General features: G+C 66.9%; 12 protein-coding genes. 7 read left to right on the forward strand and 5 right to left on the reverse strand.

Going from position 1 to position 21,384, the window contains the following annotated elements; genetic code table 11:
- Positions 1 to 114: 114 nt before the first annotated feature.
- The 3 genes from AC230_RS02290 to AC230_RS02300 all read right to left on the reverse strand — a co-directional run bounded on the left by AC230_RS02290 (position 115) and on the right by AC230_RS02300 (position 2,628).
- Positions 115 to 1,347, reverse strand: coding sequence for an MAB_1171c family putative transporter (locus AC230_RS02290; protein WP_049714224.1), 1,233 nt, complete (start codon positions 1,345 to 1,347; stop codon positions 115 to 117).
- A complete protein-coding gene (locus AC230_RS02295) occupies positions 1,340 to 1,687 on the reverse strand; it encodes a hypothetical protein (protein ID WP_049714225.1) in 348 nt (115 codons plus the stop codon). The genes AC230_RS02290 and AC230_RS02295 overlap by 8 nt, the downstream gene beginning before the upstream one ends.
- 395 nt (positions 1,688 to 2,082) lie before the next feature.
- Positions 2,083 to 2,628 (reverse strand): helix-turn-helix domain-containing protein, encoded by a 546-nt coding sequence (locus AC230_RS02300; protein WP_049714226.1) that lies wholly within the window; start codon positions 2,626 to 2,628, stop codon positions 2,083 to 2,085.
- Positions 2,629 to 3,994: 1,366 nt separating this feature from the next.
- Between AC230_RS02300 and AC230_RS34610 the strand changes: the two genes are divergently transcribed.
- Positions 3,995 to 4,204 (forward strand): helix-turn-helix domain-containing protein, encoded by a 210-nt coding sequence (locus AC230_RS34610; protein WP_241833042.1) that lies wholly within the window; start codon positions 3,995 to 3,997, stop codon positions 4,202 to 4,204.
- A 40-nt stretch (positions 4,205 to 4,244) separates the two neighbouring features.
- Here AC230_RS34610 and AC230_RS33330 read toward each other — a convergent pair whose 3' ends face one another.
- Positions 4,245 to 4,790, reverse strand: coding sequence for a helix-turn-helix domain-containing protein (locus AC230_RS33330; RefSeq protein WP_241833043.1), 546 nt, complete (start codon positions 4,788 to 4,790; stop codon positions 4,245 to 4,247).
- 575 nt (positions 4,791 to 5,365) lie between these two features.
- Between AC230_RS33330 and AC230_RS02305 the strand changes: the two genes are divergently transcribed.
- Positions 5,366 to 6,640, forward strand: coding sequence for an NsdA family TPR-like regulatory protein (locus tag AC230_RS02305; RefSeq protein WP_049714227.1), 1,275 nt, complete (start codon positions 5,366 to 5,368; stop codon positions 6,638 to 6,640).
- Here AC230_RS02305 and AC230_RS02310 read toward each other — a convergent pair.
- Positions 6,621 to 7,280, reverse strand: a complete 660-nt coding sequence (locus AC230_RS02310) for an HAD family hydrolase (protein ID WP_049714228.1) — start codon at positions 7,278 to 7,280, stop codon at positions 6,621 to 6,623. The genes AC230_RS02305 and AC230_RS02310 overlap by 20 nt on opposite strands.
- Before the next feature lie 307 nt (positions 7,281 to 7,587).
- Here AC230_RS02310 and drmD point away from each other — a divergent pair, with 307 nt between their 5' ends.
- Genes drmD through drmC form a run of 5 tightly spaced genes read left to right on the forward strand, consistent with a single transcriptional unit; the run spans position 7,588 to position 21,322 of the window.
- Positions 7,588 to 10,815: a DISARM system SNF2-like helicase DrmD gene (drmD, locus tag AC230_RS02315; RefSeq protein WP_078870896.1), complete on the forward strand. Its 3,228-nt coding sequence runs from the start codon at positions 7,588 to 7,590 to the stop codon at positions 10,813 to 10,815.
- Positions 10,812 to 14,840: an Eco57I restriction-modification methylase domain-containing protein gene (locus tag AC230_RS02320; protein ID WP_049714230.1), complete on the forward strand. Its 4,029-nt coding sequence runs from the start codon at positions 10,812 to 10,814 to the stop codon at positions 14,838 to 14,840. The genes drmD and AC230_RS02320 overlap by 4 nt, the downstream gene beginning before the upstream one ends.
- Complete coding sequence (drmA, locus tag AC230_RS02325) at positions 14,837 to 18,565, forward strand: DISARM system helicase DrmA (RefSeq protein WP_049714231.1); 3,729 nt, start codon at positions 14,837 to 14,839, stop codon at positions 18,563 to 18,565. Before AC230_RS02320 ends, drmA begins: the two co-directional genes overlap by 4 nt.
- Entirely contained in the window at positions 18,562 to 20,589 is a 2,028-nt protein-coding gene (drmB, locus tag AC230_RS02330; RefSeq protein WP_049714232.1) for a DUF1998 domain-containing protein, read from the forward strand. Before drmA ends, drmB begins: the two co-directional genes overlap by 4 nt.
- Positions 20,582 to 21,322, forward strand: coding sequence for a DISARM system phospholipase D-like protein DrmC (gene drmC, locus AC230_RS02335; protein WP_049714233.1), 741 nt, complete (start codon positions 20,582 to 20,584; stop codon positions 21,320 to 21,322). The genes drmB and drmC overlap by 8 nt, the downstream gene beginning before the upstream one ends.
- The last annotated feature ends 62 nt before the right edge of the window (positions 21,323 to 21,384 follow it).

Below are 21,384 nucleotides of genomic sequence, written 5' to 3' on the forward strand. Positions count from 1 at the left end.
GATCCTCGCTGAAGTCATGGAAAGCGAGACGTCGATATACGGATTCTGCTTGCGACAAGGTTGTTTCTGCGTCGGATACGGGCTTCACTCTGTTCCCCCTGTGGTCTCAGTCGTTCAGGCGGTCTCGGCCAGAACTTGGGCCACGAAAGGCCCCTGGAGGTGCCGGGAGACCAGGACCAGATGACGGCGCTCGTCTCCTGGGGCGACGTCCGTGCCGGGCGTGTGCTCGGAGTGCCGGGCCGGGCGCTGCCGAGTGCGCAGGGCGCGCACACCGCCGGCGAAGGCCGCGGCGGCGATCGCAGCCTCCCGTTCTTCCGGTTCCAGGCTGTCGTGCTCTGCTGCACGGCGGCGGGCGACCTCAACGACGTCCGCAGGGACCCACGGGCGCAGAGCAAGCTGCCCGTCGCGAATCTCCCGGGTGCGGCGGGTGATGCGCCACTCCAGATCCCGGGTGGCCAGCCGCTCAGCCCACGGCCGCAGTGGGTTGTCCAGCGCCAGGCGCCCGTCGACCTGCATGGCGGTCATCCACAGTGGATGCAGGGCGCGGTAGTCGGCTCGCCGATGACGCCAGGTGGCGACCGCAGCGCCCGCCCAGCCGGAGGCGAGGACCAGACAACCGACGCAGCCCGAAAGAGGGCCGACGATCGACCCCAGCCAGTCCAGGGCATGGTGGTCTGCTGCCGCGGCAGTGATCGCGACGGTCTTGCTGAGGCTGTAGCCGCCGATCAGCGCGCACCCGATGGTCAAACGCCGCAAGGTCCGGCGCAGCAGGCCAGGCGCGGGTAGGTCAGCGGCGTGTTTCCAGGAAATTCGACCCAATTGCCACAGTGCCCAGCCGAATCCCGCCTGGTAGATCAGCAGGAAAGCAAGGACCGGAGGACGGTGCGCGTAGGTGGTGTCCAATGCCACGGAGGTGTCCATGCCCGGGCCGAAGACCGCGAACAGCACCGCCATGGCCGGGATGATCAAGCCGTAGACCCACACGACTTTGCGCCGCACCTCGGATCGCACTGCGGCGTAGGGCACGGCCCACACCTCACGGCTGGCTGGGCGCCGGGAGGGTGGTGACCAGAGCAGTACGAGCGTGATGGCGCAGGCGCTGAACAGCATTCTGCCGACGTAGGCGAGCAGCACGCTGAATGGGCCGATGCCGGACACTCGATTGATGAGGTGGGCGATCGCGGGTGCCGCGCAGAGGAAGGAGAGGGCCGAGACCAGCGCTGCTATCCCCATGACGAGCAGCGCCGGGCCGCGTTGACGGCGCCAGGCCCGGAGTTTGAAGCCGGCCAGCACGCACAGCAGGATGCTCAGAAACAGACAGAGATAACTGAAAATGATGTCAGACATGGCGGCTCCGGCGGTGCTCCAATGAGGTGACCACTGCGGCATTCGTCGGCTCTGCAGGCGCCAGGTTGAGTTGCTGCCAGAGCAGGGTGCCGAGCACCTCGGCCTGCTCCTCGGCTGGGTCGGCGTAGTGGGAGCGACCCAGGACCAGACGGACGACCTCCGGGTCCAGGGCGTCGAGTTCGGGGATATGCGCGAGGAGGAGATGCGCTATCTCGTGGCAGATAATGTGTGCCTGGTGGGCTGTGCTGGTGTGTTGCGGGTAATAGATCCGGTCTTCGGTCAGATGCTGCTCGAATTGTCCGGATCTCTGCCCGTGGGTCATTTCCCTGGCGATGAGCACGATGGGACGTCCCCGCTGCACACCGAGTCGTTCGCATAACTCTTGGACGGTGGAATACGGAGGCAGGTTCGCCTTCTCCAACAGGGCTCGGCACTCGCGTCGGGCGCGTCGTAAGCCCACGAGGGCATTCTCCTGTCCTTCAGGGAGCCGCCAGCGGATTGCCACATGACCCAGGGGCATGTCTGCCGCACTCACGGACGTCCTCCTGGCTGAACGAGCATGATGATCCCCCTAACCGGCTGGCCGCCGGGCATACGGAGTCGTGCGACAACGTGGGCAGGCTGGCGGCGCCCTTCGGCGCGCCCAGGGCCGCCGGACCGACCGCCCTCACCTCGTCCTCCCCGCTCCGCCAACTGCCAGCAGGACAATGGCTGGAGTATTGATCGGTCCCTCGCTCATGTGCGACCAGGCCCGCTGTCAGCCCCTAATCCGATGGCCTTGCGAAGCTGGTCGATGACAGCGCGTACCGGGCCCCTCATGGCCGGCGGAAGTTCCGCAGCTCCCTCGGCGATCTGCCGCACTTCGTCGTCGTCGAGCAGGTCGACAGCGTCTTCGCCTCCCGCCTCGCGTCCGGCGGCCCGGTGCTCGACCCGCTGTGCCCTGCCGGCGCGGTGGTCCTCGATCATCCGCAGGTTGCGTTCGACGGACCGCACGGTGGGATGGTCCGAGGCGTTGAGGAAGTAGTCCGTCGACACACCGAACAGCTTGGCCAGACGCCCGGCATTGGCCAGGCTCGGCACGGACTGCCCCTTGCGGAGCTTCCCGACGTACTGGTTGGACAGACCCGTCTGCCTCGCGATCTCGGTGTCCGTATAGGGCCGCCCCAACGAGGCGGGATACACCACGTCGATCAGGCGCCTGAACCGCTGGGCGAACAGTGCCGCGTCCCGCTCCCCAGGCGGGGGCGACGGTGCCGACGCGTGCGGATTTGGAGTGGACATGGGCGCATCCTAGGCCAGGCGTCGCGCGGTCGAACACCCCCCAACGTCACGTAGATACACGATAGTTGAACCCTAGCGACGATCCTTCGCATCACTGAGCTGCGTCTTTAGGGGAACGTTCTCCAATCGATTGACACGGGTGGGGGAAGTGCAGAAGATCGGGCTCCTGTGGGCGGCACTCACTCGCGGGTGCGGCCTTCACGCCCGTGGGAAGAGGTGTGCCATGCCCAAGGTCGGCAGCCACCCGATTCCCGGATTCTCGTCCTCCGCAGGGGAGAGGGCGAGGCCGGGACGCCACAGCCGACCCCCCTGACGGCGTCGATGGGTGAAAGCACCGACAGTCCGCTGGCGAGCCCGGCGGTCGAGTTGTAGGGGCGGATTGAGTCGCTGCTATCGGTGAGGGGGCGGCGCTGTCGCACCCATGGCCGCCCCCACTGCAGGACCGCCAGCTGCAGTGCGGGATTCGGCTCGCGCTGTGCACCGGTACGTAGCGGGATCGCTTGTCCACGGCGTCGGGTCGGGTATGACCTGCTGGCGGCAGCGGCGTCCCTGAAGCGAGGCCGGTGTGTCTGGCGACAGCTGCACGAAGTGCTGCCGACTGAGCCTGGGCGTGGGAGTCCAATGCCTCCAGGCACGCGAAGGTGCAAACCGAAGCTCGCAGGTCCGTTGCGGTTGCCTGGGGCCGAGGTCGAAGCGTCCCGGTCGCTGACGCGCGGCCTTGACATCCACCGCGGCCGGATCCGCGAGCGCGGCATCGTGGCATCCATCGGCCTCAGCGGCACCCAACTGGACTGATCCCACAGGGCTGTGGGGCGCACCCGTCTGGTCCCCCGGATCCTATGGCTCTGCGCCAGCCGACAGCGTCGCACCGATGTGAACGAAGGGATGCCCCTCATGGGCGCGTGTGCAAGCAGATGTTGAAAAACCGTGTCGCCACGGAGTGAGGAGCTTTGGTAGCCGGCAGTGATACCTCGGCCGCCGACGTCACGGTTTCATGTTCAAGCCCTGCCACACCGCTCGAGCCCGGAGATTCATGATCTATCTCGGGGTCGGGCCCCGCCGGCTCTCCAGTCGGCTTCGGTTCACCAAGGAGCAGATGTCCGTGTTGACGCTACGTACCGCTGAAGGGCTTGCGGTTCCAGGGGAAGTGCGCCGTTGTGAAGGGTGTGGATGTCGACTGAGCAGGTACAACAGCGGTCGTCGCTGCAGTGCGTGCAGCCGTCGAGAAGGGGGCGAAAGCGCAAGGATGCTCTCGGTGCCTCAGCGCGTATGGGAGGCCGAAGAGGTGCAACAGGCCCTTACCGAGCGAGACTTCGGGGCCTTATGCCTCTTGATTCGACGGCTTGGGTCGCTCCGGCAGGAGGACATGGCCAGGCTGACCGGCCTCAGTCAGCCCTTCTTATCGATGCTTGAAGCGGGTGTGCGGAAGCTTACGAACATCGACAAGATCGTCAGACTGCTCGATGGTCTTGAGGCGCCGATGGAGCTTACAGGTCCGATGTTGCGCGCCTCAGAAGAATCCACGTCGCCTTGTGGCGGTTCTGACAGATCTTCGTCGGGGTCGGGAACGCGATAGTCCTCTGCTCTTCGCGCCGTCACAGTCGGAGATCGCTAGCTCAACAGGGTTCCGCGCCATGATCGGGAGTGTAGAACTCTGGTGACAGCCTCGTCGCGTGCACCGTTGCCATGGGTCGCGACCTCGTCGGCCTGTTGCGTGCGCTTTGATGCGCGGCCTCGTCCGCTGCCGGCGAGCGAAGCATGGGGCCGGTAAGCTCCATCGGCGCCTGCAGTCCGTCAAGTAGCTGGACGATTTTGTCGATGTTCGTGAGTCGGCGCACGCCTGCCTCGAGCATCGATAGGAACGCCTGGCTCAGCCCGGTCAGTGCGGCCACGTCTTCCTGTCGGAGTTCGCCATGCTTGCGAATGAGCAGGCAGAGACGCCCGAAGTTCCGGTCTATGAGGGAGCGTTGCACGTCCGGTAACTGCCAGACGTGCGGGGGAACGAAAGGTCGGGCAAGCTCCGCTTCGTACAGGTGACGGAGGCATCGGTTGCAGTAGTTCTCCCGGTTGTACCTGCTCAAGCGGCCCTCGCATCGACCGCAGAGTCGCACTCCTTCTTCCACCGGAAACGCCTTGGTGGCTGGTAGCGTCCGCACGGTCATCCACTCCTTCGTGAAGCGATCAAGGGAAGAGCCAGCAGGTGCCCTGGCTCGGCAGTGCTGGGGTCATGGCATCGGGATGCAGGCCGTGCCGGTAGTACTTAGGTTGCCGAAGCTGTTCAATACCTGCAGCAAAGCTGATCACCTTTGCGTTGGTGGGCTCGGCAGCGGGAACGGGCATAGCGGCGCTGCCGCCGGTGGTCCTGACCGATGTGCTTCGGCGTGGTCACCGGTCTCCGCGTGCAGCCGGTGGGCGAGCCGCGCAGCGGCGTTCCTGGTCCGGCAACGCCTGGCTCGATGACGCGGTGGCTGTTACCGAACGTCGTGGTCGTGCGCGACATGCCGAACTCCGATTTCGCGGGGTGCGAGTTGAGGTGCGCGGGCGTCAGCAGATGCGGCGCCACTGAGTGATCAGTGGTGCCGTGCCATGGTGGACGTCAGGGAGGGCCGTTTCGAGGACTTTAAGAGGACGTCAAGAGGACTTATGTAGGTCCTTATCGCTCCTGTAGGGACTATTTGTTGCCTGATCAGGGACTTACAGTGGAACTCTCAGGCAAGCGCCAAGCCCGGAGGTACCCATGTCCCGCCCTGCAGGTAACACCCGACTCAAAGCAGCTCGTGTCGCTGCCGGGTACAACTCGCAACAGGCTCTCGCCGACGTCATCACCAGGACCGCATCGCGCCTTGGGATACGTGGCCTCACTGTCGGCGTCCGGCAGGTACGGCGTTGGGAGTCGCGTACACCGCCCTGGCCGCACCCCGACATCCGACGGGTTCTGACTCAGCTCCTGGGCCAGAGCATGGAAGAACTCGGCTTCACCCCGCCGTGGGGAGCCGAAAGCACCTCGGTGGCGCCTGCTGGCCAGACGGCCACCGCTAAGACGAGAGTCGGCACCAGGCTCGCCACCGTCCCCTCACAGGTCCCGCTCGTGTCGCAACCTGCCAGCATTGGCAGGGACTTTGAGGCGGTAACGCGCTCTCACCGCCGCATGTACTGGTCGGTCGCACCGGCGACGCTTCACCCAGCGATACTGGAACACACGAGGCTTGGCTGCTCACTTCTGCCCGAAATAGCGGATCCTGGGCGCCGTATACTTGCCGCCGCGCTCGCCGAGTCCTACCTCCTGGCAGGACGCATCGAGTTCTTTGATCTCCAACAGCCGGAACGGGCGAGCGAAACGCTCCTTCGTGCCCTGCAAGCCGCGGGGGAGGCGGACGACTCACTGCTTGGCTCAGCCATTCTCGCGCACACGGCCTTCATCCCGGGCTGGGCGGGAAACCGCAACGGAGCCGTCGAGCGGATGGCGGCCGCACGGACCTACGCCCGACGCGGAACCGCTTCCGCTGAGTTCTGGGCATGGCTGGACGCGGTCGAGGCAGAATGCGAAACCCGATGCGGGGACACCCGCGCGGCCCTCAACCTGATCATCCACGCCGAGGACACCCTCGCCGCCGGCTCGGAGCACACGACGCCCGAATGGATGGATTGGTTCATCGCGGTGCGCCTGGCCGCCTTCAAGGGCAACACACAGCTCAAGGCTGGACACATCCCCCAAGCCCGGACCACGCTGCTTCACGTCCTGGACGGACTACCCCCGGAGTCAGACAAGCAGCGGTCGGTCGTCCTCGGCGACCTCGCCGCAGTCGAAGCTGCCGACGGAAATCCGCAGCAGGCATGCCACTACGCGCTGCGAGCTCTCGACCAGCTGGCGATCACCCCGTACGCGACCGGCATGGACCGCGTACGGGATGTGCGCCGCTCGCTCGCACCCTGGCAGAACGAGCAGTGCGTTCGTGACCTCGACGACCGCCTCTATGACTGGGGAACGACGGTCAACGCACTCCAGCGTTGAACTTGGCAACCTTTTCAGGCAGTTCGGACAGAGAGTCGATCCGCATGGTGGTGATGCGGTCGGCGTCCGGGTCGTGCTGCTGGATCGTGCCCCACGGTCCGCGTCGGATCAAAGCCGTGCGGAGGCCGGCCGCAACCGCGGGCCGGATGTCGTTGTCCAAGCGGTCGCCGACGTACAAGATCTCCTCGGGCTCCGCGGGCGTCGCTTCAATGACGTGCTCGAAGAACTTCACGTCCGGCTTGGAGGCCCCCCAGTCATCGCTGGTGGCGATCAGGTCCGCGGGCAGATCCAGGCCCCGCAGCAGCCCCCCGGCCCTGACCGTCTGGTTACCCGCGATACCCACCCAGAGTCCGGCCTCGCGAAGAGCCGAGAGGGCCGGCCGCACATCGGGGTAGAGGTCCCCCTCACCGAACCACTCGGGCTTCCCCGCGGCGGCCCGCTTCTCCCGCTCCTCAGTCAGATCGAAGCCCGGCCGGAACACCTGGAAGGTCTCGCGATAGTCCCGCCCCTGTGCGATCACGGCACCGAACATGGCAGCGAATGTATGGCGAGGCACCTCGAGCCAGTCCGCCCAGGTCCCGTACTCCCGGGTCTCGTCAACGAGGCACTCACCGACGTCGAACACAACAGCGCGAATCATGCACCGCAGCGTAGAGCACCGCTTGAGCTTGCGATTTTGTGTTCACTGAGGCCAGTGAGTGGGCAGAGGCGGTGTTATCTGCGTCACTCAGGCCGGCAGCGGTCGCCGATAGGGCAGGGCCCTCGAGAGGATCAAGCATGCTGCCTTCGACCTGGTCGACCGCTTCGGGAAGCGGATTGGCTTGATCGTGGAGACTTCGAGCGGGTTGTGCCCGCTATCGGGGATACTGGTGCGTCGGCCATCCCTGTGACCTCGTGGTTGCGCAGTGTACCGGTGGGATGGCCCTGGGGCTGGGTGTGACGCGTTGATGAAGGAGTCTCGTCAGGTGGCGACCGCTACGGAGTATCCGCAGGGGGTGGGGAGCGGCGCCAGGCGGACGGTAGCGCTGCCGCCGGTTCCGGATCCTGGGCAGGTGGTGAAGGTCCGGGGCTCCACCTGGGCTGTGTCGGATGTCCGTCGGCAGGGTCTGCCGCGGAGCCCTGCCGACGAGGGGAAGCCGGGCCTGGCACACGTGGTGAGCCTGCAGTCGCTGGACGAGGACCGGCTCGGCCAGGAGCTGACGGTGGTCTGGGAGCTGGAGGTCGGGCACACCGTTGCCCCGGACCAGGGGCTGCCGGAGACCGTGCGGCCGGAGGCGTTCGACGATCCGAACACGCTGGCCGCGTTCGTGGACGCGGTGCGGTGGGGTGCGGTGACGTCGGCGGACGCGAACTCGTACCAGGCCCCTTTCCGGAGTGGTGCGAACGTCGAGGCGTATCAGCTGGAGCCGTTGCGCCGGGCGCTGCAGTCCTCCCGCACGAACTTGCTGCTCGCCGACGACGTCGGTCTGGGCAAGACCATCGAGGCCGGCCTGGTCATACAGGAGCTGCTGCTGCGTCACCGGGCGCGGACCGCTGTGATCGTCTGCCCGCCGAGCCTGTCGCTGAAGTGGCAGGACGAGATGCGGGAGAAATTCGGCCTCGACTTCGTCATCGTCAACAGCGAGCTGATGGCGAAGGTGCGGCGCAGTCACGGGCTGAGCGCGAACCCGTTCCGGCTGTTCCCGCGGGTGATCGTAAGTATGGCCTGGCTGCCGTCGCTGCGGGCGCAGCGTCTGCTGCGTGATGTCCTGGCCGATGTGCGTCACGCCTCCACCGCTCGGCGTTTCGCCTTCGACGTACTGGTGGTCGACGAGGCGCACCATGTGGCTCCAGCCAGCCCGACGACGGCTCCAGGACAGCGTGGGTACGCGGTGGACAGCAACCGTACGACGGCCACGAAGAGGTTGGCGGAGGCGTGCGAGCACCGGCTGTTCTTGAGCGCGACGCCGCACAACGGCTACTCGGAGTCGTTCACTGCCCTTCTGGAGATGATCGACAGCCGCCGGTTCACCCGTGGCGCCAGCATCGACAGGAAGGCGCTGGACGAGGTGCGGGTGCGGCGGCTGAAGAGCGAGCTGCCGGACAAGGGCTTCAAGCCGCGCAAGCTGTTGACGATTCCCTTTAAGCCCTCCGCGGACGAACAGGAGCAGTTCGAGCGGCTGGTGGGGCTGCTCGCGGAGAGCGCCCGCGCGAATGGCAAAGGCAAGGGCGGCGACATCGTCTCGATGCTCCTGAAGAAGCGTTTTTTGTCCAGCCCGTGGTCGTTTGCCCGGACCCTGGAGCTGTACGACGGGGCGGCGGCCGGCGATCGTCAGCTGGAGATGGAGGACGAGGCCGAGTACTACACCGAGGTCATGGGCAGCGGACAGTCCGATGAAGAGGAGGGCGAGGCCGAGCACCCCGAGTTCACTGCGCTGCGGCATTCCAAGGGCTCGGACCCGCTGGTCGCGGCCACCGACAACGAGATCGCCGCACTGGTCGGGTGGGGCCTGGGTTACGAGCACAAGCCGGACTCCCGGCTGGAGGCGTTGACCTCCTTCCTCAACACGCACTGTCGGACATCGGATGGCCTGCACTGGACGAATGAGCGGGTCGTGGTGTTCACCGAGTACGCGGCCACGCTCGACTGGATCGCCGGCGTTCTGCGGCAGCGGGGCTATGGGGACGTGCTGGAGACGATCCAGGGCTCGACCCCGGTGGAGGAGCGCGAGAGGATCCGCGCCCGGTTCACCGAGAGCCCCGACAAGCACCCGGTGCGGGTACTGCTCGCCACGGACTCCGCGGGGGAGGGCATCGACCTGCAGGTGCACTGTCACCGTTTGGTGAACTTCGATATCCCGTTCAACCCCTCCCGCCTGGAGCAGCGTATCGGCCGGATCGACCGGTACGGGCAGACGAAGAACCCCGAGATCTACCACTTCATGCCCGAAGCCACCTCCTCGACCTACGGGGCGGACCTGGCGTTCATGGGGATCATCGCCAAGAAGGTCGGCACGGCCACCCAGGACCTGGGCAAGATCAACCCGATCATCGACGCCGATGTACAAGAGCACTTCAGCCCAGCCGGTACAGCACGCAAACCGCGACCGACCGCGCCGGACGATGGCGACGAGATCATGAACGGGGCACTGGCCGGCAGCATCGAGCTGAACCGCCAGCTCACCGAGCTGACCCAGACCTATGACGCGCACAAGGCGGCGATGCACCTCACACCCGCCAACGCCCGCCGGGCCGTGGACACCGCCCTCGCCCTGGACGCCCAGCCACCGCTGGCCATGCTCGGTGACGATCGGACCGACGCCCAGGTCTTCGAAGTTCCGAACCTGGGCCGCTCCTGGCAGATGGCCCTGCGTGGCCTGGACACACGCCTGGAGCCGGGCGTCCTGCGGCCGATCACCTTCGACGACAAGGCAGCGCGAGGACGCACCGACCTCGTACACATCCACCTCGGCCACGCCCTCATGCAGCGCGCCACCCGCACCCTGCGCAGCGCCCTGTTCAGCGTGGACGCACCCGTCAACCGGGTCACCGCCGTCGTCACTCCCGGCCTTCAGGAGTCCTGCGTCGCCGCCGTCTCCCGGCTCGTCCTGGTCGGCCGCGGCGGTCTGCGGCTGCACGAAGAGGTCTTCCTCACCGGCGTCCGGCTGCGTGGCCAGGCTCTCGCCGAGTCCAAGGTCGAGCAGGTCCTGGACGAGACCCTGGACTCCGAGAACCTGATCCTCGCCGACGAGCAAGTACGCACCACCCTCGCTGCCCTGTGGAACGACGACGGCGGCAGGCTGCGCACCCGGCTGCTGAAGGCAATGGAACGCAAGAGCGAAAGCCGCCAGGAGAAGGTCACTGAAGCACTCCAACGGCGCCAGGAGACCGACATCACCCGTGCCCGCGAGATCTTCGGCGCGTTCCGGGTCAACCTGGGTGAATCCCGCGACCGGCTGGAGCAGGCAATCCGGGACCAGGAGGAGAACTTCCTGTTCACGGACGAGCAGCAAAAGCAGCGCCGCCGGGACCTGCAGCACATGAACGACCGTCTGGAGAGCCTGGACGACGAGGAGCAGCGCGAGATCGCCTCGATCCGGGAACGTTACAGCGACATCCGGCCCTACGTGTCGGCCGCCGCCGTCGTGTTCGCCCTGACCCCGGAAGATGCGAAGAACGGAAAGGTTGAGGCATGAGCCGCAAGTACGCCCCGACGGCTGCCGACCTGCACCGCGCCTGGCTCGAACTGGTAGACGCCGACGGCCCGTTCCTCGCAGTCCCCGCCCTCGAACGGGTCTGGCCCCAAGGCATCCCGCAGCCCGACGCCCGCGCGCTCGCCACCATCAAGGACGCCAAACCCGCCTTCGAGAAGGCGTGGGAGCACTGGGACACCCACCGGGACGACGAGGCCGCCCTCGACCTCTATCGCGAGGCCCGCGACAGCTGGGTGGACCTCGTCCTTCGACAGGGCCTGCGCTGGGGCACCGACTACACCGTCCCCACCCCTGTCGTCGCCGAGGTGCACTCACCCGACTACACCGTCACCGTCCGCGCCGACGGTGCTCTCGTCCACGGCGAGAAGCTGGGCGCGCTCGTCCTCGTCGCCGACCCGGCCGACTCCCTGCGCGACCCGCTCACCGACGGCTGGTCCGCCAGCCCCATCGACCGCATGGAGGAATTGCTGCGCGCCTCCGGCGTCCCCATCGGCGTCGTCACCGACGGCCGCTGGTGGGCGATCGTCAGCGCCCGCCCGCAGACGATGGTCGCCTCCGGCATTGTGGACGCCCAGACCTGGATCGAAGAACCCGCCACCCGCAACGCCTTCATCGAACTCCTCCAGCGCCGCCGGCTGATCGGCGGCAAGGCCGCGGATCGGCTCACCGAACTGTTCGGCGAGTCCGTCACCGCCGCCGAGAAGATCACCGAAGCGCTCGGCACCCAGGTCCGCCGCGCCGTCGAACTCATCGTCCAAGCCCTGTCAGAGGGCGGCCTGGACGCAGTACGACGCGGCGAACCCGACCCCCTCCCGGCCCGGCGCGGCGAGGTCTACGAGGCCGCCGTCACCGTCATGATGCGCGTCGTCTTCCTCCTCTTCGCCGAGGAACGCGGCCTGCTCCCCGAAAACCAGCTGTTCGCGATGGGCTACGGCGTCAGCGACGAACTCGACCAGCTCGACGCCCGGCAGAACGAAGAAGGCGACCAGGCACTCGACGCCACCTCTCTCACCTGGCACCGCCTCCTGGCCACCTCCCAGGCCCTCTACCAGGGCGCCACCTTTGAGGACCTGCGCCTGCCCGAGTACGGCGGATCCCTCTTCGACCCCGTCCGTTTCCCCTTCCTCACCGCTTGCGACTCCCAGGGCATCCTGGCCATCACGGTCAGCGACCGCGTCATGCTCGAAGTCCTGCGCGCCGTCCAGATCGCCCAGCTGACCGGCGGCGCACGCCGTATCTCCTTCCGCGACATCGACGTCGAACAGATCGGCTACATCTACGAGGGCCTGCTCGGCTACTCCTGCGAGAACGTGGACGAGGTCACCGTCGGCCTCACCGGCAGCGCCGGCTCCGAACCCGAGATCCCCCTGGCCACGCTCGAAAACCTCGCCGAGTCCAAGCGCACCGAGACCGCGCTGGCTGACGCGATCCTCGCCTGGGTCAAGCAGCACCAGCCGGCTGCCAAGCCGCCCACCAAAGCTGCCCTCGCCAAGGCCCTCAAGGTAGGCGACACGTTCGACGACACCGAGATCGCCCTGCGCGACCTCACCGACGACGCAGACCTGCGCGAGAGACTGCGCCCCTTCATCGGCGTCATCCGCCGCGACCTGCGCAACCGGCCCCTCGTCGTCGAACCCGGCGGCGTCCTCCTGGTGGAAACCCCCTCACGAGCCTCGGCAGGCGCCCACTACACGCCACGCGACCTTGCCGAAGAAGTCGTCCGCTACGCCCTCGAACCGCTCGTCTACTCACCCGGTCCCCACCAGACGGCCGATCAGGACGCCTGGCGACTGGTCTCCTCCGACGAGATCCTCGACCTGAAGATCGCCGACATCGCATGCGGGTCGGGCGCCTTCCTCGTCGCCGCGGCCCGGTACCTCGCTAACCGGCTGGTTGAGGCATGGCAGCGTGAAGGCGTCGCGCACGGCCAGACTCCGCACGACCTCCACGTCCACGCCATAAGGACGGTCGTAGCCACTTGCCTTTACGGCGCGGACATCAACGGTATGGCCGTGGAGATGTGCAAGTTGTCGCTGTGGCTGGTCTCCCTCGACCCCAAACTGCCGTTCTCGTTCGTTGACGACAAGGTCCTACACGGCAATTCGCTCCTTGGCTTGACCGACGCACGGCAATTGAGTGAGCTCCATATTGACCCAGCGGTAGCAGGTTCTCAGATCAGCATTCTCGACCTCGACATAGACGGCACCCTGAAAAAGGCTGCCCGCCTGCGCCGTCAGCTCGCTACTGAGGTCGACAACAAGGATCCGCAGCGCTCGGCCGCCACCAAGCGCCGCCAGTGGCGCGCCTACCAGGAGCACGTCGCCCAGCTCACCGACATCGCCGACAGCGTGATCGCCGCCGGGCTGAGGCTGGGTGGCAAGCCGGGCAAGAAGCTGCGCGAGGCATACGAGAACCTGCGCATCGCTGTCGACCTCGCCCACCCCGGGGAGAGAGAGGCGCCGAACCGGGCAATGCTCGACGGCATCCTGGAAGCAGGACTCACACCTACGGTCTCTACGGACTACGAGCGGTGGAAGCCGCTTCACTGGATACTGGCCGTGCCAGATGTCATGGAACGTGGCGGGTTCGATGCGATCGTCGGCAACCCGCCGTTTCTCGGCGGGCAGAAGCTCACCGGAACGATGGGCACCAATGTCCGCGACTGGTTTGTCAACATCCTTGCCCACGGTCAGAAGGGGAGCGCCGACCTTGTTGCGTACTTCTTCCGGCGTGCCTACGAACTGCTCTCGTCCCGAGGCGGGTTGGGGCTGATTGCGACGAACACGGTCGCTCAAGGTGACACTCGGGAGGTCGGACTTGACCAACTGGTCGCTCAGAGTTTCACGATCACCCGGGCCGTGCAGAGCCGATCTTGGCCAGCTGCAAGTGCCAATCTGGAGTACGCGGCGGTGTGGGGGAGCCGCGACGTGGTCGTATCTGAGGTGCCGCGGATCGCGGATGACATCGAGGTTAAGCGGATCTCTACACTGCTAGAACCGGGCGGACGGGTGGTCGGCGATCCGGCGCGGCTGGCTGAGAACACTGGGATCGCGTACATCGGCTGCTATGTGCTGGGCATGGGCTTCGTACTCGAACCTGATGAAGCCGTCACCTGGATCGAAGCCGACCCCCGCAATAGGGAGGTCCTCTTTCCCTATCTCAATGGCGAGGATCTCAACTCCCGGCCGGATTGCTCGCCATCGCGATGGGTGATCGATTTCAGCGACCGTTCAGAGGAGGTAGCGAGAAAGTACCAATTGCCGTATGCCCGCCTACTGGAGCGTGTCAAGCCCGAGCGTGCGAAGAACAAGCGCAAGCCTCGGCGGGAACGGTGGTGGCAGTTTGCTGAATTGGCGCCCGCTATGAGGGAGGCCATCGCCGAGCTTGATGAGATGCTCGTTCTCACACGGGTGAGCAAAACTGTGATGCCGCTCAGGGTGACGACCAACTTGGTTCCGAGCGAGGCTGTCGTTGTCTTTGCGACAGATTCCTACAGTGATCAGGCGGTTCTATCTTCGGCATTGCACCAGACCTGGGCGATTAAGTATGGGTCTGGTATGCGGAGCGATCCGCGCTATGCGCCATCGGATGTCTTCCTTACCTTCCCCCGTCCTGGAGGCGCCAGGGCACTGGTGCCGGTTGGGCAGGCCCTCGACAGCGAGCGTCGCGAGATCATGCTCCGCCGGCCACTTGGTCTGACCAAGCTCTACAACATGGTCAACGATCCTGACGTTCCCAACTCCGCCGACTCGGACGTGGCCCGTATGCGGGAGATCCACGTGGAGCTCGACCGAGCTGTCATGGCCGCCTACGGCTGGGACGATGTCCCACTCGATCACGGCTTTCACACCTACCGGCAGATGGAGCGCTGGACGGTGAGTCCTGAAGCCCGTGTGGAGATCCTGGACCGGCTGCTGGAGGAGAATCACCGTCGCGCTGCTGCCCGGGGGGATGTTGTACTACCGGACAGCGACAGTGAAGGTGACGAGGAAGAGAGCGACGAGTGACCACCGCACCCAAGCCGCAGCAGCTCGCTGCCCGGCAGGATCAGGCGTACCGCCTCGCCTGTGACCCGGACGAGCGTTCCTGGACGGTGCGCGAGAATCTTGTCGACGTCCTGGAGCGTGAACTCCTCGGGCCGGCGGATGGTCCCGAGGAGATCCTCGAGGGTGCTCCGGACGCGGCATATCTGGTCGGCCGTGTCGCCCCTGTCCGGCTCATGGACGGCCGTGACGACCCCACGCAAGCGGACTCCGACGACGCTGCGACCGACGTCGGTGACGCCGTGGACGCCGCCGAGAGCCGGGGCGTGCCCGTGACTGCGGTGGACGAGAGCAGCGCGGGAGCGGATGAGGACGAGGTCGAGGATCAGCCGCAGAAGCGCGGGCTGGTAATCCCGGCGTCGATGGGGCTGCGGTGCCAGGTACCTGACGACCTCGACGAGTTCACTGTGACTGCCTCGTGGGGCACGTACGAGCCGGTGAAGGAGAAGCAGGGCGAGGGCGGAGAGCCCGTCTCGCGCCTTCGCCGTTACCAGCGCAAGCCTCATGAGTACAGCCTGTCGATCAAGGTCTCCGAGCTGGTGCCTTCCCACACGGCGACGCTCGTGCTGGAGGACAAGGTCGTGCTCCGGGTGGACCGCTACGACGACGTCGAGCGCGGCTGCCGCCTGATCGAGATCGCGTTGTGCAATGACAAGGAGACCCCCCGGAAGATCCCGGTTGAGGCGTGGCTGTACCAGACCAAGCTGTCGGTCTCGGCGGCCGACGGTGCGGCCGTGTTCCTGCCGGTGAACGACGCGCTGCTTGACACGCGTGAGGAGCCGGACGACGAGCTGCGTCGCCTGCGGCTGCAGTACCGCAACCGGTTGGAGTTCGCGGTCGGGCGGACCTGTTCGGTGGACTGGCAGGTGGCCGAGGGCGCGCGCCGGGCCAGCGAGGTGTGGACGGCCTGGCTGCCGGTCTGCGAGACGCCGCAGACCGCGGCCGAGGAGATCGGCACAGCTCTGCTCGACATGCGCAAGCTGGAGACGGCCGACGCCGCCGAGCTGCGCGCCGGCCTTGAGCCCATCGTCGAGAGCTACGCTGCCTGGCTGGATGCGGAGGAGGAGCGGGCCCGTGAGCTGCCTGAGCATCTTCGCTCGGAGGGGCTTGACGCGATCGCCGATGCGCGGCGGGTGCAGCGCCAGCTCGCGGAGGGCCTGGAGTTCCTGCTGGCCGACGAGGAGGCGTTGCGTTGCTTCCGGTTCATGAACCGGGTGATGGCCGACCAGCGTGTCCAGTCCCAGGTCGCGCAGCGGCGCGCCAACCAGAGTGAGGACAACCGCGAAAGTCTCGATCACGCCCGCGACGCGATCCTGGAGGAGAAGGGGGCCGGGGCGCACTCGTGGCGTACGTTCCAGCTTGCCTTCGTGCTGATGCAGCTGCCGTTGCTGTCGGATCCGGTGGCTGAGAAGCGATCGGGCGATCTGGCCAAGGCGCAGCTGCTGTTCTTCCCGACCGGTGGTGGCAAGACGGAGGCGTACCTGGGTCTGGCCGCGTACACATTCGCCATCAGGCGTCGCCAGGGTGTGGTGGAGGCGTTCGACGGACCGCTGGATGGCCGGTCCGGCGTGGCCGTGCTGATGCGGTACACACTACGGCTGCTGACTGCCCAGCAGTTCCAGCGAGCCACGACCTTGGTGTGTGCGGCGGAGCGGGCACGCATGGAAGATCCGGCGACGTGGGGGGATGAGCCGTTCCGGATCGGGCTGTGGGTCGGTACCGATGTGAGCCCGAAGCGGTACGATGAGGCCGAGGCGCAGCTTCAGAAGGCGAACCAGGGGCGCGGCTACCGACTGACGGTGCTCCAGATCCAGCGCTGCCCGTGGTGTGGTGCCCGTATCGAGGCGCGGGACGTGCGGGCGGACAAGACACTGCGCCGAGTCTATGTCTACTGCGGCGACGAGCTGGCCGAATGTCCCTTCGCCGACGGTGGCGATGTCGCCGAAGGACTGCCGGTTCTGACCGTCGACGAAGAGATCTACCGGCTCGCTCCCGCCTTCGTGATCGCGACGGTGGACAAGTTCGCCCGGCTCGCGCGGGAAGGGGAGGCGGCGTCGCTGTTCGGGTACGTCTCGCGGCGCTGCGAGCGGCACGGCCTAGTGCATCGCGATTACCCGCACTGCGACATCAAGGACGGCAGCAAGCACCCGCGCAAGGACGGCCTTCCGGCCGCTGCCGTGCATCCCGCGACCCGGCTGCGGCCCCCGGACCTGATCATCCAGGACGAGCTGCACCTGATCACCGGTGCTCTCGGCACGACGGTCGGCCTGTTCGAGGTGGCCGTCGATGTGATGACCGGCTGGCGGACCAAGGACGGACACCCGGTGCGCCCGCTGTTGGTCGCCTCCACGGCGACCGCCCGTAACGCAGCGGACCAGGTGAAGGCCCTGTACGGGCGGTACGTGACGATCTTCCCGCCACAGGTGCTGGATGCCGGCAACACCTTCTTCTCCAAGGAGGTCGAGGTCTCCGAGAAGGCGCCGGGCCGGCGCTACCTCGGGATCAACACGACCGGGGTGCGTCTGACCACGGCGGAGATCCGTGTGGCCGAGGTCCTCATGGCGGGCGGGCAGCTGTTGCTCGACCGCTCGGGGAAGGCGGCCGACCCGTACATGACGCTGGTCGGCTACTTCAGCGCGACGCGCGAACTGGCCGGTATGGCCCGATACATGGGCGACGACATCCAGACCGCGCTGGCCAAGCGCCGCCCCTGGTCCAAGCTGCCCAGCCGCAGCGGCACCAACTTCGGCGCACTGCACGTGGCCGAGCTCACCTCCCGCGTGGCCAGTGCGGACATCACCGCCACTCTCGATCAGATGGCGGTGCCGTTCGACCCCGGCTTCGACTCGACCGCCGGCAAGCGGAACCGGCGCACCTTGCGTGAGGCGAAGGCACGCTCCACGGAGCGGGAGGTGAACCCGTACGACGTGGTACTGGCGACCTCCATGCTTCAGGTGGGCGTCGACGTGACCCGGCTTGGTCTGATGCTGGTGGTCGGCCAGCCGAAGAACACCGCCGAGTACATCCAGGCGTCTTCGCGCGTGGGCCGTGAAGCGGCCCGGCCCGGCCTGGTCGTCGCGCTCGGCAACTGGGCGCGGCCCCGCGACCTCGCCCACTTCGAGCAGTTCCGGCATTATCACGAAACGTTCTACGCACAGGTCGAGGCGCTGTCGGTGACGCCGTTCTCGGTGACCTCGCTGGAGCGCGGTCTTGACGGCGTACTTGTCAGCGCGGCCCGGGTGCTGCAGGCCGTACGACCCCAGGGCCTGTCGCCGGAGGACGGAGCGGCCCGGATCGAGGCCGAGCGGCACTTCGCCGTCGAGCTCATCGAGGCGCTGGTGCGCCGGGTCGCCCAGGCCGGCGACGAGGACGCGGCCGAGCGTGCCCGGAACCGGCTGGAAAACCGGCTGGACCAGTGGGGCAAGCGCCGCAAGCACCTCGAAGAGCTGCGTAAATCGCTGGTGTACGAGAAGATCGTCGACGACAGTCGGCACGACGCGCTCATGATGAGCGCGGAGAACGCCAAGGCCGGCATCGACACCCGAGACGCGCCGCCGTTCATCGTGGCCAACTCGATGCGTGAGGTGCAGCCGGAGATCAACCTCCTGGTGAGCCCGATCAAGGAACGACTCGTATACGTGGCACCCGTCACCGCGCCCCAGTGGGTGATGCCGGAGGAGAACGCATGACCGACCAGACGCGCTTCGTCTACGACGCGACCAAAGCCGTCGACCCGCTCGGCGACTTGCAGGAGGAAGCGGAGAAGGCGGTCAAGCACAACCGCGCCAGGGTCGGTTCGGCCCGCCCCTCTTCCCTGCTCTACACCTACGGCCCTGGCTCGATCATGGACCTGCCGCAGTTCACGATCATGCCCACGGGCCTGGACGACTGGGAACCCATCTGGAGGCGACGCGACTCGCTGCCCCCGACCATCCACGCGCCGCGGCTGCGGGATGTCGTTCGGACGATGCTGTACTCGCCCGACGCGCAACTGCGGCCGCACCCCTGGCAGCCGAAGAAGAACAGCCGCTCCGCCGAAGGCAACGACCTCGGCGTCCCGGCGCGCGTGTTCCCCCAGTGGCTGCGCTGCACCGGCTGCGACATGCTCGGGATGCTCTCGCAGTTCGACTACAAGAACACCCACCCCTTCCGGACGGACCTGGCGACCTTCGAGCACGCCAAATGCACCGGGCGGTCCGGCAATCGCAGTCGCAAGCCGATGCGGCGCCCCGCTGTGCCCGCCCGGTACCTGTTGGCGTGCGTTGACGGGCACCTGGACGAGTTCCCGTACGAGCTGTGGGTCCACCGAGGCCAACGGTGCAGCAAGGCCGAGGTCCCGCCGCTGAAGATGGTCGACCGCACCGTTGGTAAGGGCGCGTCGGCCATCATCCACTGCGCAGCCTGCGAAATGCAGCGGCCGATGAACGAGGCCCAGGGCGAGGCCGGCAGGGCCAAGCTGCCGAAGTGCCGGGGACGTCACCCCCACCTGGACGCCTTCGAACCGCGGGGCTGCAAGAACGAGACGCGGCTGATGCTGGTCGGCGCCTCCAACCTGTGGTTCCCCGCCACTCAGTCGATCATCGTCATGCCGGAGTCCCAGCAGGAGAAGGCCAGCGACCTCGCCGACCGGATCCGCACCACGCTCGGCGACAAGCTGAGCAAGTACCGGCAGCATCTCGACATGATCCGGGACCTATTGGACGGCCGGGTCGACGTCACCGGCCTGTCCGACCACGAGCTGGAGGCGGCCGTTGAAGCCGCCTGCGTTCCGCCGGCCACGCCGGAGGAGCAGGCAGAGAAGATGCGCGACTGGGACCCCGTCGACCTGCTGGTGCCCGAATGGCGCTACCTGCTGCTCGACATCCTCGGCACACGCGTCGAAGACCCCAAGAGCGGGCTCTCCCTGGCCACACGCCAACGCGGCGAGCAGCTCCAGCCCGAGATCACCAGAGTCCTGGCCGTAGAAAAGCTCCGCAAGGTCAACGCGCTCGTCGGATTCACCCGGATCGATGACATGGACCGCGTCGGAGACCTGCCGCGCCGCCTGGTCCCCCTCACACGCACCCCTCGACCGGCCTGGACCGTGGCGACCGAGGACCGCGGGGAAGGCATCTTCCTCCAGCTCGACGAGGACTCCGTCGCGGCCTGGGAGAAGCACATACTGGACACCGACCTGTGGCAGGCCCACCGCGCGGCGCACCGCAGGAACTTCGAGCGGCGGTTCTCCGAGACGGCCAGCAAGGTCGACCCCGACAGCCGGCTCAAGCCGCCGCGCTACTGGATGATTCACACCTTCGCCCACATCCTGATCCGTGAGCTCGCTCTCACCTGCGGATACTCGGCGGCCAGCCTCAGCGAACGCCTCTACGCCTGGCCCGCTGCCGAGGGACGGGAGCCCGCGGCGGGCCTGCTCATCTGCACCACCGCGTCCGACAGCGACGGCACCCTCGGCGGCCTGGTCCAGCTCAGCGAACCCAACCGGCTCCAGCGCGTCGTCGCGAGCGCTCTCCGCAAAGCACGGCGTTGTTCCTCGGACCCCATCTGTTCCATGCGCACCCCCAAGACTCCCGAGGACTTCCTGCACGGCGCAGCCTGCCACTGCTGCGTCATGGCCTCGGAGACCTCCTGCGAGCGGGCCAACCGCTTCCTCGACCGCCGCTTCCTGATCGACCTGCCCGGAAGCGGCCTCGGGTACTTCTCGGCCCATGAGTGACGCCCAGGCTGCCCTGCGCCTGGGCCGACTCCTCACCCGGAGCGAGGCCAAGGGTGTCGCCGACCGGCTCGCCGACGGCGACACCCTCACCGCCGCGCTCAAGGCCGTCGCCCCCGGCCAACGCGAGGAGGCAAGGAGGCTCCTGGAGGCGATCGCCGACGGACCCGGGGCAGCGATCCAGCACATAGCCCTCCTGCGCGCGGTGGAAGGGGCGCGGACGCTGCCCACCACCCTCACCCCGCTGTGGACCATGCCCGGGCACCTGGCCCAGAGCGGGCCGCTCACCACATCCGTGCCTTACCTCGTCGACAACGCACGCCATGCGGTGACCTGCTCCACCTTCAACTTCCAGCGCACATCCAGCCTGTGGACTGCCCTGCAGAGAGCGGCCCGGCGCGCCGAGGTCTCCGTACGGGTCTATCTCGACACCAGGGCCGCAGACGACAGCGCGGCGTTCAGGGTTCCCACCACCACAGAGGTGGCTGCGCACCTGAGGCCCGCCGCGGTGTGGCGGACCAAGACCTTCGACGGAACCTATGTACGAAACCACGCCAAATTTCTCGCCATCGACCATCACCTTCTCCTGGTGACCAGCGCCAACTTCTCGTGGAGTGCGGAGAACAACAACGTCGAATTCGGCGTCCTCATCGATAACCCGGCCCTCACCGAGACCGTCGAGCGCGAGATGAGCGAGACGGAAGGCACCCTGTATGAGCAGGCGATGGCCAGATAGGGTCAGACCGTCGCCTGCTGCACCGAGTCGTAGCCGGGGCCCGATCCGACCTGGGAGATCGT

Origin of the sequence: Streptomyces caatingaensis, from assembly GCF_001187435.1 — a bacterium.
GTDB lineage: Bacteria > Actinomycetota > Actinomycetes > Streptomycetales > Streptomycetaceae > Streptomyces > Streptomyces caatingaensis.